17 protein-coding genes and 1 pseudogene are annotated in these 17,258 nt (G+C 63.5%); 5 read left to right on the top strand and 13 right to left on the bottom strand.

The features are described 5' to 3' along the window. Positions 1-9: 9 nt before the first annotated feature. The gene (locus D3242_RS17575) at positions 10-918 is read left to right on the top strand and encodes an SDR family oxidoreductase (protein ID WP_038649816.1); all 909 of its coding nucleotides are present in this window, start codon (positions 10-12) and stop codon (positions 916-918) included. A 17-nt stretch (positions 919-935) separates the two neighbouring features. On the opposite strand, the gene D3242_RS17570 is transcribed toward D3242_RS17575, so the two are convergent. Beyond that, on the bottom strand, positions 936-1,283 hold the full coding sequence (locus D3242_RS17570; RefSeq protein WP_019861292.1) for a GFA family protein: 348 nt from the start codon (positions 1,281-1,283) through the stop codon (positions 936-938). Between the two features lie 116 nt (positions 1,284-1,399). Between D3242_RS17570 and D3242_RS17565 the strand changes: the two genes are divergently transcribed. After that, positions 1,400-2,695, top strand: a complete 1,296-nt coding sequence (locus D3242_RS17565; RefSeq protein ID WP_064980933.1) for an amidase — start codon at positions 1,400-1,402, stop codon at positions 2,693-2,695. A 15-nt stretch (positions 2,696-2,710) separates the two neighbouring features. Here the strand turns inward: D3242_RS17565 and D3242_RS17560 are convergent, their stop codons facing one another. Genes D3242_RS17560 through D3242_RS17540 form a run of 5 tightly spaced genes read right to left on the bottom strand, consistent with a single transcriptional unit; the run spans position 2,711 to position 6,975 of the window. After that, entirely contained in the window at positions 2,711-3,100 is a 390-nt protein-coding gene (locus D3242_RS17560) for a hypothetical protein (RefSeq protein WP_064980931.1), read from the bottom strand. A gap of 40 nt (positions 3,101-3,140) precedes the next feature. Then, a complete protein-coding gene (locus D3242_RS17555; protein ID WP_394811832.1) occupies positions 3,141-4,133 on the bottom strand; it encodes a hydroxyacid dehydrogenase in 993 nt (330 codons plus the stop codon). Positions 4,134-4,135: 2 nt separating this feature from the next. Continuing rightward, positions 4,136-4,855: a FadR/GntR family transcriptional regulator gene (locus D3242_RS17550; protein ID WP_064980929.1), complete on the bottom strand. Its 720-nt coding sequence runs from the start codon at positions 4,853-4,855 to the stop codon at positions 4,136-4,138. Between the two features lie 2 nt (positions 4,856-4,857). Then, positions 4,858-6,027 (bottom strand): mandelate racemase/muconate lactonizing enzyme family protein, encoded by a 1,170-nt coding sequence (locus tag D3242_RS17545; protein ID WP_064980927.1) that lies wholly within the window; start codon positions 6,025-6,027, stop codon positions 4,858-4,860. Between the two features lie 60 nt (positions 6,028-6,087). Further along, the gene (locus D3242_RS17540; RefSeq protein WP_019861286.1) at positions 6,088-6,975 is read right to left on the bottom strand and encodes a sugar phosphate isomerase/epimerase family protein; all 888 of its coding nucleotides are present in this window, start codon (positions 6,973-6,975) and stop codon (positions 6,088-6,090) included. Positions 6,976-7,377: 402 nt separating this feature from the next. Between D3242_RS17540 and D3242_RS17535 the strand changes: the two genes are divergently transcribed. The 3 genes from D3242_RS17535 to D3242_RS17525 are packed head-to-tail and all read left to right on the top strand — an operon-like array spanning position 7,378 to position 10,569. Then, complete coding sequence (locus D3242_RS17535) at positions 7,378-8,433, top strand: sugar phosphate isomerase/epimerase family protein (RefSeq protein ID WP_064981681.1); 1,056 nt, start codon at positions 7,378-7,380, stop codon at positions 8,431-8,433. A 54-nt stretch (positions 8,434-8,487) separates the two neighbouring features. Further along, a complete protein-coding gene (locus D3242_RS17530) occupies positions 8,488-9,675 on the top strand; it encodes a Gfo/Idh/MocA family protein (protein WP_064980926.1) in 1,188 nt (395 codons plus the stop codon). A 42-nt stretch (positions 9,676-9,717) separates the two neighbouring features. Continuing rightward, entirely contained in the window at positions 9,718-10,569 is an 852-nt protein-coding gene (locus D3242_RS17525) for a sugar phosphate isomerase/epimerase family protein (RefSeq protein WP_038649802.1), read from the top strand. 48 nt (positions 10,570-10,617) lie between these two features. Here D3242_RS17525 and phnE (D3242_RS17520) read toward each other — a convergent pair whose 3' ends face one another. The 7 genes and pseudogenes from phnE (D3242_RS17520) to phnL all read right to left on the bottom strand — a co-directional run bounded on the left by phnE (D3242_RS17520) (position 10,618) and on the right by phnL (position 17,256). After that, the gene (gene phnE / locus D3242_RS17520) at positions 10,618-11,985 is read right to left on the bottom strand and encodes a phosphonate ABC transporter, permease protein PhnE (protein ID WP_019861280.1); all 1,368 of its coding nucleotides are present in this window, start codon (positions 11,983-11,985) and stop codon (positions 10,618-10,620) included. A gap of 3 nt (positions 11,986-11,988) precedes the next feature. After that, the gene (gene phnE, locus D3242_RS17515; protein ID WP_019861279.1) at positions 11,989-12,960 is read right to left on the bottom strand and encodes a phosphonate ABC transporter, permease protein PhnE; all 972 of its coding nucleotides are present in this window, start codon (positions 12,958-12,960) and stop codon (positions 11,989-11,991) included. A 55-nt stretch (positions 12,961-13,015) separates the two neighbouring features. Continuing rightward, positions 13,016-13,924, bottom strand: coding sequence for a phosphonate ABC transporter substrate-binding protein (phnD, locus tag D3242_RS17510; RefSeq protein ID WP_019861278.1), 909 nt, complete (start codon positions 13,922-13,924; stop codon positions 13,016-13,018). A 148-nt stretch (positions 13,925-14,072) separates the two neighbouring features. After that, positions 14,073-14,930 carry a phosphonate ABC transporter ATP-binding protein gene (phnC, locus tag D3242_RS17505; RefSeq protein ID WP_019861277.1) on the bottom strand — a complete coding sequence of 286 codons (858 nt, stop codon included), beginning with the start codon at positions 14,928-14,930 and terminating at the stop codon, positions 14,073-14,075. A 233-nt stretch (positions 14,931-15,163) separates the two neighbouring features. After that, positions 15,164-15,849, bottom strand: a pseudogene (locus tag D3242_RS17500) (DUF1868 domain-containing protein). An 85-nt stretch (positions 15,850-15,934) separates the two neighbouring features. Continuing rightward, the gene (locus D3242_RS17495) at positions 15,935-16,552 is read right to left on the bottom strand and encodes a DapH/DapD/GlmU-related protein (RefSeq protein WP_027047411.1); all 618 of its coding nucleotides are present in this window, start codon (positions 16,550-16,552) and stop codon (positions 15,935-15,937) included. Then, the gene (phnL, locus tag D3242_RS17490) at positions 16,549-17,256 is read right to left on the bottom strand and encodes a phosphonate C-P lyase system protein PhnL (RefSeq protein WP_038649790.1); all 708 of its coding nucleotides are present in this window, start codon (positions 17,254-17,256) and stop codon (positions 16,549-16,551) included. The genes D3242_RS17495 and phnL overlap by 4 nt, the downstream gene beginning before the upstream one ends. Between the last annotated feature and the right edge of the window lie 2 nt (positions 17,257-17,258).

Below are 17,258 nucleotides of genomic sequence, written 5' to 3'. Positions count from 1 at the left end.
GAGAGTTCAATGATGTTGCAAGGAAAAGTTGCCCTGGTCGCCGGCGGCACACGAGGCGCCGGACGCGGCATAGCGGTCGAACTCGGCGCCGCCGGCGCAACGGTCTATGTCACGGGGCGGAGCACGCGTGCCCAGCAATCCGAATATGCCCGGCCCGAAACAATCGAGGAGACGGCGGAACTGGTCACGGCCAACGGCGGCAACGGCATCGCCGTCCAGGTCGATCACCTCGTGGCCGATGATGTGCGCGGGCTGGTCGAGCGCATCCGCAAGGAACAGGGCCGCCTCGATATACTGGTCAACGACATCTGGGGCGGTGAAAAGCTGTTCGAATGGGACAAGTCGGTATGGGAGCACAATCTGGACAATGGCTTGCGTATGCTGCGTCTGGCCATCGACACCCATCTGATCACCGCCCACCACGCGCTGCCGCTCATGATCGAGCAGCCGGGCGGACTGCTGGTGGAAGTCACCGACGGCACGGCCGAGTACAATGCCGAGCACTACCGGCTGTCACCCTTCTACGATCTTGCCAAGGTCGCGGTGAATCGCATGGCGTGGGCTCATGCCAAGGATCTTTCGAAACACGGCGCCACCTCGGTCTCTTTGACGCCAGGCTGGCTGCGGTCGGAGATGATGCTGGAGGCCTTTGGCGTGCGCGAGGTGAATTGGCGCGATGCCACGGCAAAGGTGCCGCATTTCATTATTTCGGAGACACCGCGCTTCATCGGCCGTGCCGTTGCCGCTTTGGCGGCGGACACGGACCGCTCGCGCTGGAACGGGCAGTCGCTGTCCAGCGGCGGACTGGCGCAGGTCTACGGCTTTACCGATCTCGATGGTTCGCGGCCCGATGCCTGGCGTTATCTACCGGAGGTTCAGGACGCCGGCAAACCCGCCGATGCAACGGGTTACCGGTAAGGCAATCCGGAATCGCTTCACAGCGAGCGTCCGTCGAAGTCGAAGATCGGCAAGGTGGACGGCTCGATATCGGCGACGCAGTTGAGGTTGACATAGGCGCTGCGCTCATCGCCTTCCCGGACGTCCTCGGCGAAAGGATGGATGCCGCAGGTGCGGCAGAAGCGGTGCGCCATGGCGTGGTTGCCGAACGTATAGGTGCCCAGATCGTCGCCCCAGGCCAGGACCGTCAGGCTCCCATGCGGGATGGCACATAGGAGCGCGCCCTTGCGCGAGCAGATCGAACAATTGCACCGCACGGCGCCGGTCAGTTCCGCCTTGAATTGGAAGGCGATCTTGCCGCAATGACAGCTGCCTTTGTAGAGCATCAGTATCTTCCTATCGCTGACAGGTGCAAAGGCACGCTGGCCGGGTTATCCCTTTCGCAGGCCCAACCGGCTGCCTGCCTTAAAGACGTTGCATCCTGGCGGAGTCCGACATCGACATGCAATCCATCCGCGACCGTCTCGAAATCATCCTGTCACGTCTTGCCAATCGTGCGGCCGACGAAAAGGTCTTTACCAAGCTCTATATCGAGGCCGCGCGGGCGGCGGCTGATGCCAGCGACGCCCGCGGCCGAGCCGGCGTGACGCTCGGACCGCTCGACGGCGTCATCGTCTCGATCAAGGATCTGTTCGACGTTGCCGGTGAACCAACCACGGCCGGCTCGCTGATGCGAAAGACCGCTACGCCCGCCGCGCGCGACGCCGCCATCGTCAGCCGGCTTCGGCAAGCCGGTGCGGTCCTCATCGGCAAGACCAACATGACCGAATTCGCCTTCACGGCGATCGGCGACAACATGCACTACGGCACGCCAGGCAATGCCGTCGATGCCAGCCTAATTCCTGGTGGTTCGTCCTCCGGCGCCGGCGTTTCCATCGGCGAGGGGACGAGCGATATCTCCATCGGATCCGATACCGGCGGCTCCATCCGCATTCCGGCGGCGCTCAATGGTGTCGTTGGTTTCAAGCCGACAGCGCGGCGGGTGCCGCTGACCGGCGCCTTTCCGCTGTCTGGCACCTTGGACTCGATCGGGCCGCTTGCCCGAACCGTTGCGCAATGTGCCGCCACAGACGCGGTGATGGCCGGCGAGGTGCCGACCGAACTGGCGGCCATATCGCTCGCGGGACTTCGCGTCGGTGTGCCGCGCGGTGTTCTTTTTGGCGACACGGAAGGTGAAGTTGCCGGGGCGTTCGAGCATTGTCTCGGCAAGATAGAAAAGGCGGGCGCGCGCATGGCCGATCTGGTGATCGACGACCTGATCGCGGAGTTCAGGACCGCCACCAAGCGTGGCTCGATCGCTGCCATGGAAGGGGCCGAAGTGCATGCCGACTGGCTGGCGAAAGGTGCATCGGTACCGGTCGACCCGCATGTCAGCGGACCTTTGTCGCGGGCGGCGATGCTGCCGGCGCCCGTCTATATCAGGGTCCTGCGCCGCCGCAGCGCTCTCATTGCCGCCATGGACGAGCGGCTGGCATCGGTCGATGTGCTGGCCCTGCCGACCACGCCGGTGATGGCGCTGACTATCGTTTCCATGGCCGAGGATGCCGAACTGCGGGACCGCGTGGAAGGCCTGCTGCTGCGCAACACGCAGGTGGCCAACCAGTTCGACCTCTGTGCGATCTCGCTGCCGATGCCCGACATGGCGCTACCGGCCGGACTGATGCTGGTCGCGCGCAACGGCCGCGACCGGCATCTGCTGCGGATAGCCGCCGAAACGGAGCGGCTGCTGGGCGGCTGACCGGCAATTGGCCGATCAGCGCGAGGAACAGTGCTTGCGTTCGCTGTCCTGGGCGGTGCGCACGATGCGTGTTGCGACCAGCCAGGGCAGACTGTAATCCTTGCCGGTGATGGTCTGGGTACGCTGCTCGATCGAGCCCCTGACGACGATCCTCCCCGAGTAGAGCACGTCGGACTGATCCGTTATCGCCTTGTCGGCCTGCGGTAATCCGCTGGCGTCGATCGATACACCCTTGATGATCTTGCCTGTGGCAAGGTCGAGAGCGCTGTTCGACGGGCAGGGCGCCTTGAGGCAGCGCAGCCCATTGTCGCAATAGACATAGCTGCTTTCGGCTGCCGCGAATGCCGGCAGGGCGAAGATGGACGAGGCTGCGGCAATCAGAAATGCGAGGCGAAGACTGGACATGGCTGCAACGTCGCGGAAAATTGGGGCGAAACAGCGATTGCTATAGGTCGAGCGGAAAGCGCCGCCGGTAGTGATCGACCGCTTCCGGATTGCGCAGATTGACCGGCAGCTTGCCGTCCAGCACCAGCAAGGCTTCGCCCGCCGCGCCGATGCCCATGCGCATCATCGATTCCTCGGTAATGCCTGCCATATGCGGGGTGATGATGACGTTGTCGAAGCCGAAATAGGGATGATTGGACGGCAGCGGCTGCGTCGAAAACACATCGAGTGCCGCACCGCCGATGCGGCGTTCCCGCAAGGCCTCGATCAGGGCGTCGTCATCGACGACCGGCCCACGCGAAACGTTGATCAAGAGCGCATTGGGTTTCATGCGGGCGATGCGCTCGCGGCTGATCAGGCCGCGCGTCTCCGGCGTCAGCGGACAGCAGAGCACGACGATGTCGCTCTGTTCGACCAGCGCGTCGATCGACAGGAAGCCGACTTTCTCGGGCGCCGGCTGCATGCTGCGCGTCGTTGCCACCACCTTCAGGTCGAAACCGTGCGCGGCGATATGGCCGACGGCTTGCCCGACGGCGCCGAGGCCGACAATGCCGATGGTCTTGCCGGCAAGCTCGATGTTGGAATTGGCGTGCTCGCGCCCGGCGAGCCAGCCTTTGGCGCGCAGGTCGCGGTCGACCCTGCGGAATTGCCGCAGCAGCGCAAGTGCGGTGAACATGACGTGTTCCGCCACCGAACGGGCATTGACCGCCGGCACATTGGCCACCAGCACGCCGGCCGCCGTCGCCGCCTCCATCGGGATCATGTCGAGCCCGGCGCCATGGCGGATGGCAGCCCTCAGCTTCCAGGCGCCCTCGAACAGCGCCGGCGGCAGCGGTGCACGCACGATGACGATGTCGGCGTCCTTGGCCTCCCGGGTCAAGGTGGCGGGATCGAGCGCCGATGCGATGACGAGCTGGCCGGCGCCCGCGAGCTTGGCCGAAGCGCGCGGATGCAGCGGATGGGTCGACAGGATCTTTGGCACGGTCTGGGCCACGCTCAGGCCTTTTCGAGCGCCGGGCTCGCGGGCGCAGCCGCATTGCCGCCCTCGATCAGGCCCTTCCAGTAGCTCTCCGCCCCTTGCAGATGGGCGCTCATCAGTGCCTGGGCGAGATTGCCGTCACGGCGCAGCAGCGCCTCGTAGATCTGCACATGCTCGGCATGCGAACGCACGCTGCGTTCGGGATCGTTGAAATAGATCGGCAGGCGCTGCTCGCCCATCAGATAGTAGACGCTGCAGATGTTGTGGAAGACGCTGTTCTTGGTGGCGCGCACAATCTCCAGGTGGAACTCGCGGTCCTCTTTGGCCAGACCTTCGCCGGCAGCGATGCGTTCCTCGGAAGCCTTGAGGATCTCGCGCAGTCGCTCGAAATTCTCCTCGGTGGCTCGCGAGCAGGCAAGTTCGGCGGCCTTGATCTCGTGGATCTTGCGCAACTCGACCGTCTCGTAGATCCGCAAGGGATCGAGCGGCAGGCCGGCGCGCGCGAACAGCGCCAGCGCCTCGACGCTCGCCTGCTTGGTGTCGATGTAGATGCCGGATTTGGCGCGCCGCTCGACGATGCGCATGGCTTCGAGGATGGCCAGCGCCTCGCGGATCTGGCCGCGGCTGACGGCGAAATGCTCCGCCAGCTCACGTTCGGATGGGGTGCGGCCGCTCTCCTTGTCCGAGTGGGAGAACAGATAGGCTGCGAGTTCCGCGAGAAGGTTCTTTTCTTTCATCGTCAATTGCGTTGCGCGTGCGCCTCCAGGAATCGCTCAGAAACGGTGAATCCCAATCCGGGCTTTTCCGGGATCGCTATCATACCGTCCTGTGCTTCGACAGTCTCTTCGATCAGATCGTGGATCATCGGGTTGGCGCCGAGTGAATATTCGACGGTGAAACTCGACGGCGAGGCGGCGCAGACATGCAGCCCGGCGAAGAAGCAGGGCGCGCCGGCCCACAGATGCGGCGCAAAGCGCAGATTGAAGGCGCTGGCGATGGTGCCGATCTTCATCGCTTCGCTGATGCCGCCGCAAAAGGCGGGATCGGGCTGGAAGATGTCGGCGGCCTTGAGCACGGCGAGGTCGCGGAAGGCATAGCGCGTCGCCTCGCTTTCGCCAGTGGCGATCGGCACGGCGCCGGAGGCGCGCACTTCCGCCATGCCCGGCTTGTCGTCGGCGATCACCGGTTCCTCGAACCAGGCAAGATCGAGGTCGTTGACGAGGTGGATGAAGCGTTTGGCCTCCGCCACCGTATAGGTGCCGTGGGCGTCGACCATCAGCTCGACATCGGGGCCGAGCGCCTGGCGCGCGGCGCGGACGCGGGCCGCCGAAATGTGCGCGGCGCCATCCATGGCGCCGACCCGCATCTTCAGCGCCTTGAAGCCGCCCCGGGCGATGTAGGATTTCAACTGCTCGCCGATGGCGTCGGCGGACGCCCAGCCGCCCGAGGCATAGGCCTGCATGCGGTCGATCTTGCGGCCGCCGAGCAGCCGCCAGACCGGCTGGCCGAGTGACTTGCCCAGGATGTCCCAAAGCGCGATGTCGACGGCGCTGATGGCAGCGATGCTCATGCCGCGCCGCGCCAGTTGCGGCATGGCGTGGCCGGCGCGGGCGGCACTGTCGTGGCGCACGCCGTTGTAGAGCATTTCCCAGATGATGCCGATGTCGGCCGGATCGCGGCCGATCAGCTGTGGCCCGACCTCCTGGTTCAGCATGTGGACGAGGGCGCCGTAGCTGCCGGCGCTGCCGGCAGCGTTCTTGCCTTCGCCCCAGCCGACCAGTCCGTCATCGGTTTCGATGCGCAGGATGGCGGCGTCGAAGGTCGTCACCTGGCCGAAGTCGCTGCGGTGCTGCCGAGCGGCTTCGATCGGGATGCGGACCCACCAGGCTTGGACGGTCTTGATGCGCATGTCTTTCCCCAGCCCCGCCGCCGGTCAGGGCGAAAGGGCGAATTTCCCAACAGTCGTCGACTACTTGATCAGCGGCAGCAGCGTTTCGGCGGTGATGCGCATCTGGTCGGTGTAGAATTTCTCGGTCAGCACGCTGGAGCCGTGGTCCTGGATGAACTTCAGCTGCTCAGGCGAGATATCGACCGGGTGGCGCTCGACCATTTCGGGATAGGGTGCCGCCGGCGTGCGGTCGACCGGGGCGACGAATTCGTTGGTCAGCGCGCCGTCGTAGCCGACCTCCTTCAAGGTGGCGACGATCTTCGGCCAGTCGATCTGGCCGAGGCCGGCTGCGAAGCGGTTGTTGTCGGCGACGTGGAAGTCGAACAGGCGCTTTCCGACCTGACGGATGGCGTCGTAGACGTTAAATTCCTCCATATGGATGTGGTAGGCGTCGAGGCAGACGCCGCATTCGGGGCTGACCGCGTCGGCCAGCGCCAGCGCCTGGGCGCCGCGATTGAACAGGTAGGTCTCGAAGCGGTTGAGCGGCTCGACGGCGATCTTGACGCCGACCTTCTTGGCATGGGTGAAGCATTCGCGGGTCGCGTCGACCACCCATTTCCATTCCTCTTCCTCGGTGCCGTCCGGCACGACCTTGCCGACCGTCGCGGGGACGAGCGTGATGATCTCGCCATCGAGCTCGCTGACCATGGTCAGCACGTCCTTGACGTACTGCACCGAGCGCTCGCGCTGACCCTGGTTCTTGGCGGCAAGGTTGCGTTCGCCCAGCATCAGGGTCACCGCGCCCCAGCAGCGAATGCCATGCTCCTTCAACAGCGCCCGCGTCTCCTTGGTCTTGTACTGCTCGGGCTCGCCGGAAATCTCGATCGACTCATAGCCGAACTTCTTGATGCGCTTGAGCGTCGTCTCCAATGGTTCCGCCCGCATCCAGTTGTGCGTCGAAAGATGCATGGTCTGTCCTTCCCAAATTCGTCCGTATCGTTTGCCTTCGACATGCACCGCCGAAAGACGGCGCAAGGGTTCCTCCCCAAGGCATCCCCAGCCTTTTTCCTGCAAACTGGTTCGACCAATTGGGCCTGAAGTGAGGTCTACAGCAAATTGCCTGGAACGGCAAGAAGCGCGGATGCGCAACTTGCTGTGCGAATTATTCCGTTGATTATATTGTGATATATGCCGATGCTTTGGACATTTGCAGATCTCGATCGATGCATTGCCAGGCTTGACCAAATTCCCCTATTTGGTAATACCAGAATGGCAGTGCCTGCAAAGCGCCCGCTGCAAAAAGACCAAAATGGCTGGCCCTGCTTCCAATCGGCGCTATGCTTGGTCGCGACACAATGAGGGAGGATGCCGATGCCGACGACAATGAAGGGCCCTGGACTGTTTCTGGCGCAGTTCGCGGGTGACGCAGCGCCATTCAATTCGCTGGCCGCGATCACCAAATGGGCCGCCGGTCTCGGCTATAAGGGCGTGCAGATCCCGACCTGGGACGCGCGCCTGTTCGATCTCGAGAAAGCGGCGTCTTCCAAGACCTATTGCGACGAGGTGAAGGGCATTTGCGCCGATGCCGGCGTCGAGATCACCGAACTGTCGACGCATCTGCAGGGTCAGTTGGTGGCGGTGCATCCGGCCTATGACGCGCAGTTCGACGGCTTCGCGCCGGCCTCGGTCCACAACAATCCCAAGGCGCGGCAGAAATGGGCGGTCGAACAGATGAAGTTCGGCGCCAAGGCCTCGAAGAATCTCGGCCTCAAGGCTTCGGTGTCCTTCTCCGGTGCGCTGGCCTTCCCCTACCTCTACCCCTGGCCGCAGCGGCCGGCCGGTCTGATCGAGGAGGCCTTCGCCGAACTCGGCAAGCGCTGGAAGCCGATCCTCGACGTCTATGAGGACAATGGTGTCGATGTCGGCTACGAAATCCATCCCGGCGAGGACGTGTTCGACGGCGCCACCTTCGAGATGTTCCTCGAGGCGGTCGGTGGCCACAAGCGCTGCAACATCAACTACGACCCGTCGCACTTCCTGCTGCAGCAACTCGACTATCTCGAATTCATCGACATCTACCACGAGCGCATCAAGGCCTTCCACGTCAAGGATGCCGAGTTCAACCCGACCGGCCGGCAAGGCGTCTATTCCGGCTATCAGAGCTGGACCAACCGCGCAGGACGCTTCCGCTCGCTCGGCGACGGGCAGGTGGATTTCGGCGGCATCTTCTCCAAGTTGACGCAGTACAATTATGATTCCTGGGCGGTGCTGGAATGGGAGTGCTGCCTGAAGCACCCCGAGGATGGAGCTGCCGAAGGGGCGCCTTTCATCCAGCACCACATCATCCGCGTGACGGAGAAGGCATTCGACGACTTCGCCGGTGGCGCTACGGACAAGAAAGTGCTGCGCGCGATGATGGGAATCTGACACGGCTTTCCCTTCCCCGGAGGGGAGAAGTATCCAAGACACGAGGGACAAAACATGGTCGGCGCATCGAAATCGGAAACGGGAGGCGGCCCGATCCGCTATGGCATGGTCGGCGGCGGGCAAGGCGCCTTCATCGGCGCGGTGCACCGCATAGCGGCGCGCCTGGACAATGAATTCGTGCTGGTGGCTGGTGCGCTGTCGGCGAACCCCGAGCGCGCCAAGGCTTCGGCCGCCGAACTCGGGCTCGATCCGGATCGCAGCTACGCTTCCTATGCCGAGATGGCCAAGGCCGAGGCCAAGCGCCCCGACGGCATCGAGGCGGTGGCCATCGTGACGCCCAACAATGTCCATGTGCCGGCAGCCAAGGCGTTTCTCGAGGCCGGCATCCACGTGATCTGCGACAAGCCGCTGGCGACGACACTGGCCGAGGCAAAAAAGCTCGCGGCGATCGTCGAGAAGACCGGCAAGGTGTTCGTGCTCACCCACAATTACACCGCCTATCCGATGGTGCGGCAGGCGCGCGAAATGGTGGCCAAGGGCGTGCTCGGCGACATCCGCATCGTGCAGTCGGAATATCCGCAGGACTGGCTGACCGAGGACCTCGCCGCCACCGGCCAGAAGCAGGCATCATGGCGCGGCGACCCCAAGCAGGCGGGCGCCGGCGGTGCGCTGGGCGACATCGGCACCCATGCCTACAATCTTGCCCGCTTCGTCTCCGGGCTAGAGCTGGATTCGCTGTCGGCCGATCTCGATGCCTTCGTGCCGGGGCGGCTGCTCGACGACAATGTCAACGTCATGCTGCGCTTCAAGCCCACCGGCAAGACGCATCCTGCCAAGGGCATGATCTGGGCGAGCCAGGTGGCGCCCGGCCATGAGAACGGGCTGAAGCTGCGCATCTATGGCTCGAAGGGTGGGCTGGAATGGGTGCAGGCCGATCCCAACTATCTCTGGTACACCCCATTCGGCCAGGCCAAGCAGTTGATCACCCGCAACGGCGCCGGCGCGCTGCCGGTGGCGGGCCGTGTCAGCCGCGTGCCGTCAGGCCATCCGGAGGGCTATCTCGAAGGCTTCGCCAACATCTATCAGGAGGCGGCGCGCGCCATCCGCGCTGCGCGCAAGAAGGGTGGCAAGCCGGCAAAGGATGTCGTCTTCCCGACCATCCAGGACGGCGTCGAAGGCATGGCCTTCATCGAGGCCTGTGTGAAATCGTCGAAGAAGAATGGCGCGTGGACCAAGCTCTAAAACAAAAATGATCCGGGGGGATTAAACGGGGGGAGGGCGTCGATGAAAATCGGCATGTGCATGTTCTTGTGGACGACGGCGGTGTCGAAGAAGCATGAGCCTCTGCTTCGCGACATCAAGGCGACGGGCTTCGACGGTGTTGAGATACCGATCTTCGCCGGCATGCCGGACGATTATAAAAAGCTCGGCGACCTGCTCGATCGCATCGGGCTGGAGCGGACCGCGGTCTCGGCGATGGGCGATCCCTCGATGAACCTGATCTCGGCCGATGCGGCAACGCGCAAGGCCGGTATCGCTTACATGAAATGGGCTGTTGATTGCGCCGATGCGCTTGGCGCCAGAACGCTCAGCGGGCCGCTGCATTCGACGCTCGGCGCCTTTTCCGGCAGCGGGCCGACCCCCGCCGAGAAGAACCGTTCCATCGCCTCGCAGCGCGCCATCGGCGACCATGCCGGCACGCGCAACGTCACCATCGGGCTGGAGGCGCTGAACCGCTTCGAATGTTATCTTTTCAACACGATGGCGGACCTCTCGGAGCACATCGATGCCGTCGGCCGTCCGCACATCAAGGCGATGTACGACACCTTTCATGCCAATATCGAGGAGGCCGACCCGATTGGCGCCTATACGAAGCATCGCCGGAATGTCGTGCATATCCACATATCGGAAAACGATCGCGGCGTGCCGGGGCGCGGCAACATCCCGTGGAAAGAGACGTTCGCGGCGATCCGCAAGAGCGGCTATGACGACTGGCTGACAATCGAGGCGTTCGGGCGGTCGCTGAAGGACCTGGCTGCGGCGACCAAGGTTTGGCGCGATTTTTCCGAGAGCCCGGAAGCTGTCTATCGCGACGGGTATAAGCATATCAGGAATGGGTGGAAGAAGGCGGCTTAGGCTCCTCTCTTCGCGAGATGCAGCCGCCAACCATGGCATCCAGGCCTATCACCCCTGCTCGACCTGGATCCTGTTGTAGTCGTGGATGGTGCGGCTCAGCCGGCGGCGCAGGAAATTCGAGATGTTGTCGAAGATGAAGACGACCAGCAGGATCAGCAGCACCATGTAGAAGACGTTGGCCCAGTTGGAATTGGTGCGCATCGCTTCCCACAGTTTCAGGCCGATGCCGCCGGCGCCGACGGCGCCGATGATGGTAGCGCCGCGTGTGTTGGATTCCCACTGGTAGAGCGTCTGGCTGATGAAGACCGGAATGACTTCCGGCATGACGCCGTAGCGCTGCACCAGGAGACCGTTGGCGCCGGTCGACAGCACACCTTCGCGCGGCTTGTCGTCGATGTTCTCCAGCGCCTCGGAATAGGTTTTGCCGAGCGTGCCGATCTCGGTGAAGAAGATCGCGGCACTGCCCGCAAGCGGACCAGGGCCGAAGGCGCGGGTGAAGAACAGCGCCCAGATCAGCATGTCGACCGAGCGCATGAAGTCGAAGAAGCGTTTCAGGACCTGGCTGAGCACACCGCTCGGCGTGATGTTGCGGGCGGCGAAGAAGGCAAGCGGGAAGGCGACGATACCGCCAAGCAGGGTGCCCAGGAACGCCATGACGATGGTCTGCAGCAGCTTCGTCCAGACGTCACCGTGCTGCCACTGGGCGTTGTTCCAGATGTTGTCGCCCGCCAGCGCCAGGTTCGAGGTGCCCGGCTTCAAATCAGGCCCGGACACGATCAGCGAGATCACCTCTCCCGACGATTTGCCGAAGAAGGGCGAGCGTGTGTCGAAGACGAAATTCGCCCAGCCGAGGAAGCGCTTGCGCACCTTGACGCGATCGACGGTGACGCGCACTTCGCCGACGAAGCCCATCTTGGCAACCACCTCGTCGTCATGCGCGGCGATCCAGTCCGGCACCGGGCCTGATATCACCGGCTTGCCGCTGGTCAGCGAAACCGGCACGGTCTGGCCGTTGGCCACGATCGTTGCCTGCGCCTTGCCGAAAGTCACGGATTTCGCCGGGCCGTCGATCAGCACGGTGAAGGTGCCGTCCGGATTCTTGATCACCCAGTCGGGGTTCGGGTTCTCGCCAAGCGCGGAAAAGCGCGGGTATTTTGGCGTGATCTCAGGCTGGTCGAGGCGGAATTCCGGTTGCAGGTCGTAGCTGATCCATTGTGTCAGGAACAGCGGCAGACGCTCCCAGTGCGATTCCCGCAGCACTTGCGGCAGGCTGAAGAACCACAGGACATAGATGAGATAGGTCAGGATGCCGATGAACAGGAACAGCGGAGCGAAGCGCTTGTACAGCGGCCGCCGGAACACTTGCGGATAGCGCTCCTCGATCGACAGTATCTCCTCGGCGGTCATGGTCGCCATGATTCACGCCCCCATCATGAAAGCTTGCTCGCCGACCAGCTTGCGGCGCAGCCAGGCGGAGAACTGGTCGATGATGAAGATGGTCGTGAACAAGAGCAGCACCAGCGCCAGCGTCTTGGCGCCGAAGCCGCGCGAGATGGAGAGCTTCAACTCCTCGCCGATGCCGCCGCCGCCGACGGCGCCGATGATGGTCGAGGCGCGGACATTGATCTCGACGCGCAGCAGTGTGTAGGACATGAAATTGGGCAGGACCTGCGGCAGGTCGGCGAAGCGCACGCGCTCGAACCAGTTGGCTCCGACCGCGCGCAGGCCTTCCTCGGCACGCATGTCGATGTTCTCGTTGATCTCGTAGAACAGCTTGCCGAGCGCGCCGATCGAATGCAGGCCGATGGCGATGATGGCGGCGATCGGGCCGATGGAGACGATTGCCGCGAACAGGCCGGCAATGACGATCTCAGGGAAGGCGCGCAGCAGCTCCATAAAGCGCTTGACGATCAGCCGCAGCGCCGGATGGGGCGTCAGGTTGCGGGCGGCGATGAAGGAAAACGGCACGGCGAAGATGAAACCGACGAAGGTCGAGACCAGGGCTACATTGACCGTCGTGATCATCAGCTCGAAATATTCGGGGATGTAGAAACCGCCCCAGACATAGATCCGGCCGAGCGGGAAATTGTATTCCTGGGTGCCGGTGTCATGCGGCGAGGCGATGTCGAACAGTGCCCGCCAGACGTCGTTCCAATCCTTTGGGACCAGCCAGCCCAGAAAATCCAGAATATGCGGCAGCCGGTCGAAAAAGTGCCCGGCATTGGCTTCGTCGGCGAACCACATGCTGGCGAGCATCGCGGCGAGCAGCAGGCCGACGCCGAGCACTGTATAGAACCGGCGCAGCGACGTCTGGCGTCGCCAGGCATCGGCCATCTGCTGGGGGGCGCCAGAAGAGGCTGTCAATGAGGGGGCTGTCACGGAAAGGGTCATGATCGGAGATGCAAAAAGGGCGGTGCTTTCGGCACCGCCCTTTCCGATTTCGCCGTTAGCCGCCGATGGCTGCCTTACGGGCTTCGACGATGACGTTGTAGAAGTCTGGCTTGACCGGAACGTAGCCGGTGAAATCGCCACCTTCGACGCCCTCGAAGCAAGCCTTGTCCTTCGTCGGCAGCTCGGTGAAGAAGGCGGCGAGCTTGGCGGTCATCTCGTCACCGAGCGCGGTGCGCACGACCAGCGGGCCGTTCGGGATCAGGCCCGAGCGCCAGACTTCGACGAAGTCGTTCGGGTCGACGGCGCCCTTGGCGACGACCTTGTGGAAGGTGCCGGAGGTGAAGCCGTTCTTGAAGTCGCCGATGCCGGAGGAATCATCGACCGCGACATCGACCTTGCCGTCGCGCACGGCCAGGATGTTGTTCTCATGGCCGCCGTTGAACTGGGTCGAGGCGAAGAAGGTTTCGTTCGAGGCGCCGGTGTCCTTCGGAATCTGGGTCAGCGGGATCAGGTAGCCCGAGGTGGAGTCCGGATCGGCGTAGCCGAGCTTCTTGCCCTTGGCCGACTTGATGTCGGTGATGCCCGAGGTCTTCAGAGCCAGGCCGATCGAATAATAGCCGGTGGAACCGTCGGTCTGCTTGGTGGTGAGGATCGGGGTCACCGCCTTCGGGTCCTTGAGATAGACGCTGGCGTAGCCGGAGGCGCCGAGTTCTGCGAAGTCGAGCGTGCCGCCGAGCAGGCCCTGGATGACGCCGTCATAGTCGGCGGCAGGAAACAGCGAGACCTTCTCGAAGCCGAATTCGGCCTTCAGATGATCGGCCAGGCATTGGTAGTTGCGCAGCCGGTCGGTCTCGTTTTCACCGCCCAGAATGCCGACGCGGAATTCCTTCATGTCGGCGGCGTGGGCCATGCTGGTTGCCATGGCAAGCACCGAAACGGCGCTGAAAACCATCTTCCTGAACATTTGATGTCTCTCCTGTAAGTTCCGGCCCCGCGCCGGCAGCGTTCTTGATCTTGACAAGTGCCCTTGACGCGGGCGGACGATCCCAACCGCCCTTTCTTGGCCCATGATCTTTCCCGAAAACCGGATTCCACTTTTCGGGATCATGGGCTCAGTAACCCGGGAATGCGGGTTCGAGCGGTCCGGCGGATGCGGCAATCTTCTGCTTGAAGGCAACGCTGGTGGAGGTGATGGCCTCCGATATCTCTGCGCCATTGCTGTCAGCGCCATAGACGAGGCGCACGGCCTCGCGGTTGAGCTCTTCCGGCGGGCCGTCGAAGACGACCTTGCCGGCGGCCATGCCGATGATGCGGTTGCAATAGGCGCGGGCGGTGTCGAGCGTGTGCAGATTGGTGACGACCGTGATGCCCTCGCGCAGATTGATGTCCTGCAGCGAATCCATCACCACCTTCGCGTTGAGCGGGTCGAGCGAGGCGATCGGCTCGTCGGCGAGGATCACTTTGGGCTGCTGCATCATGGCGCGGGCGATGGCGACACGCTGCTGCTGTCCGCCAGACAAGGTGCCGGCGGGCTGAAGCGCGGTGCGGGCTATGTCGAGCCGCTCGAGCGCGGCGACCGCCTCGGCGCATTCGGCGCGCGAGAACATGCCGAGAAGGTTGGACAGGGTCGAGCGATGGTTCAATTTGCCGAGCAGGACGTTTGTCAGCACGTCGAGGCGCGGCACCAGGTTGAACTGCTGGAAGATCATGGCGCAATCGCGCTGCCAGCGCCGCAGCGGCGAGCCGCGCAACTGGGAGACCTCGGCGCCGTCAAAAAAAATCGACCCCTGGCTGGGGTCGACAAGACGGTTGATCATGCGAAGAAGGGTCGATTTGCCAGCGCCCGAACGGCCGATGACGCCAACCATCTGACCCTGTGGGATCGAGATGTTGACGTCGCTGACGGCGGTGTTCTTGCCAAATCGTCGGCTGACGCCGCGGATTTCGAGTGTGGCAGAGCTTGCTGACATGAGCAGGTTCCAGTCCGGACCTTGTTGATCGTCAGGCTCTCGCCTAGCGCAGCCACATGAACCTGCCGTGTCGCCAGCATGTCAGTTTTGTTACGCTCCACAGGCGCGACGGCTGAAGCGCGTCGCGCTGAAACGAATTCACGCGGCGCGCTTCGGGTCTTTGTTTTTATGCATGTCGTTCTCCCAAAACCGGGGCCACTTTCGGGCGACATGCATTGGCGCGTGACCGGCGATCAGCCAAGCACCAGCAATTCCTCGAAGTGCTTCATGTCGCGAAAGGCGCAGAAGGCGGGCGCCTTGATCTCGATCACCGGAGCCTGCCTTGTCAAAAGCGTCAGGCAATCGTCGAACAGAGCCTGCCATGCTGCCGCACGGTCGTCGGCAAGACGCCGGATCTGATACGCGAAGGTGATGTGGAAGACGTAGGCGTCATGATCGGGGTGCCGGTAGCCGAACGGCACCGCCAACGCATCGCGCCATTGACGCATGATGCGCACGTCCTCGTCGGTCGCGCCGGCAACGGTGAGACCGGTGGGCACGACCTCGATCACCTTGATGTTGAAAGGAGCTCCAGATAGAGGCGGGTCATGGCGTCGATGCTGGTGTCGAGCGGTACGTCCTGCGGCCAGTAAGGCAAGCGGCGGCGATATTCGATGATGCCCTGGAACAGCGTCATATGCAGGCTGGAAACGGGCGTGAAGGCGAGCCGGTCGGCGTCGGGCATCGCCAGCATCTTCTCGCGCACCGCAAGCACGGCGGCTTCGGAAGGCGATCCGCTGACGAGATGGCTGACGACGGTGTTGCCGGGCTCGGTCAGGAAATTGCCCGAGGTGTCGTAGCGCGTGCCGAGATGCGCCGGCGGGGTCGGGTTGGTGCCGGCAAAGAATCCGAAAAGCGAGGGTCTGACGGTGTCGAGCATGGCAATCTCCTTGGGGAGATGGCGTCCTGTCCGAGTCCTGTGTCAGAGATATGAACAGGCCCCCTTATGACGGCAATGTGAGGAACTATCCCTCGTATTTCTCCAGGAATGCCTCGGCCGTCAGCTCGCGAAAATCGTCGAGCGAAGCGCGCAGCCTAGCGTGGTCCCAGTCCCACCAGGCAAGCGCCTGATAGCGTTCGGCGGTGCGGCGGTCGAAGCGCTCGCGGATCGGCTTGGCCGGCACGCCGGCGACTATGGTGTAGGGCGCGACATCCTTCGAGACGACCGCGCCGGCGCCGACCGCCGCGCCATCGCCGACAGTGACGCCGGGCAGGACGGTCGAGCCGTGGCCGAGCCAGGTATCGTGGCCGATGGTGACGCGTTTGGCGCGGCGCTGGGCGAAGAATTCGCTCTCGTGCTCGGCGTCGTCCCAATAGTCCGAGGCGCGGTAGGTGAAATGATGCAGCGTCGGCCGCCAAGTCGGGTGGTTGGTGGCGTTGAGGCGCACGCTTGCCGCGATGTTGGCGAACTTGCCGATCGTCGCGCACCAGACAGAGCAATCCTGCATCATGTAGGAATAGTCGCCGAGTTCGCTCTCCGAAACCCGGCTGCGGTCGGCGATCTCGGTCCAGCGGCCAAGCGTCGAATTGTGTACCTCCGCCGTCGGGTGAACCAGCGGCGTCTCCGACAATTTCCTGGTCATGCGGCGAGTTTTCCTGGAGCAAAAGCGGTGACGTCGATGATGCGGTCGGCAACCGCCTCGCGAACATCATGATCGTGGAAGATGCCAAGCAGGGCGACGCCCGCCGCCTTTTTGGCGGCGATGAGTTCGATCACCACGTTGCGGTTGGTAGCATCGAGCGAGGCGGTCGGCTCGTCGAGCAGCAGGATAGGGTGCTCGGTGATGAAGCCGCGCGCGATGTTGACGCGCTGCTGCTCGCCGCCGGAGAAGGTCGCCGGCGGCAGCGCCCAGAGTTTTTCCGGCAAATTGAGCTGCGCCAGCAGGGCGCGTGCCTTGCCGCGTGCAACCTCGCGTTCCTCGCCGCGCTCGACCAGCGGTTCGGCGACGACGTCGAGCGCCGAGACGCGCGGCACGGTGCGCAGGAACTGGCTGACATAGCCGATCGTTTGCCGGCGAACGGCAAGCACGGTGCGCGGGCTGGCGTTGGCGAGATCGATCAGTCCGTCCTCGTGCCTGACGATGATCTGGCCCTCGTCGACGGCATAGTTGCCGTAGAGCATCTTCAGGATCGAGCTCTTGCCGGCGCCCGACGGGCCGCCGAGCACGGTGCATTCGCCCGCCCTGATCGAGAACGAGACACCGGCGACGACAGGCAGTTTGATGCCATCGCGCAGATGCATGGTGAAGCTCTTGGCGACGTCGGAAACAACGAGCGGCGTTGGCATCG

Origin of the sequence: Mesorhizobium jarvisii (assembly GCF_003601985.1) — a bacterium.
In the GTDB taxonomy this organism is placed as follows: Bacteria; Pseudomonadota; Alphaproteobacteria; order Rhizobiales; family Rhizobiaceae; genus Mesorhizobium; species Mesorhizobium jarvisii.
This window is presented reverse-complemented; position numbering and strand designations above follow the sequence as displayed.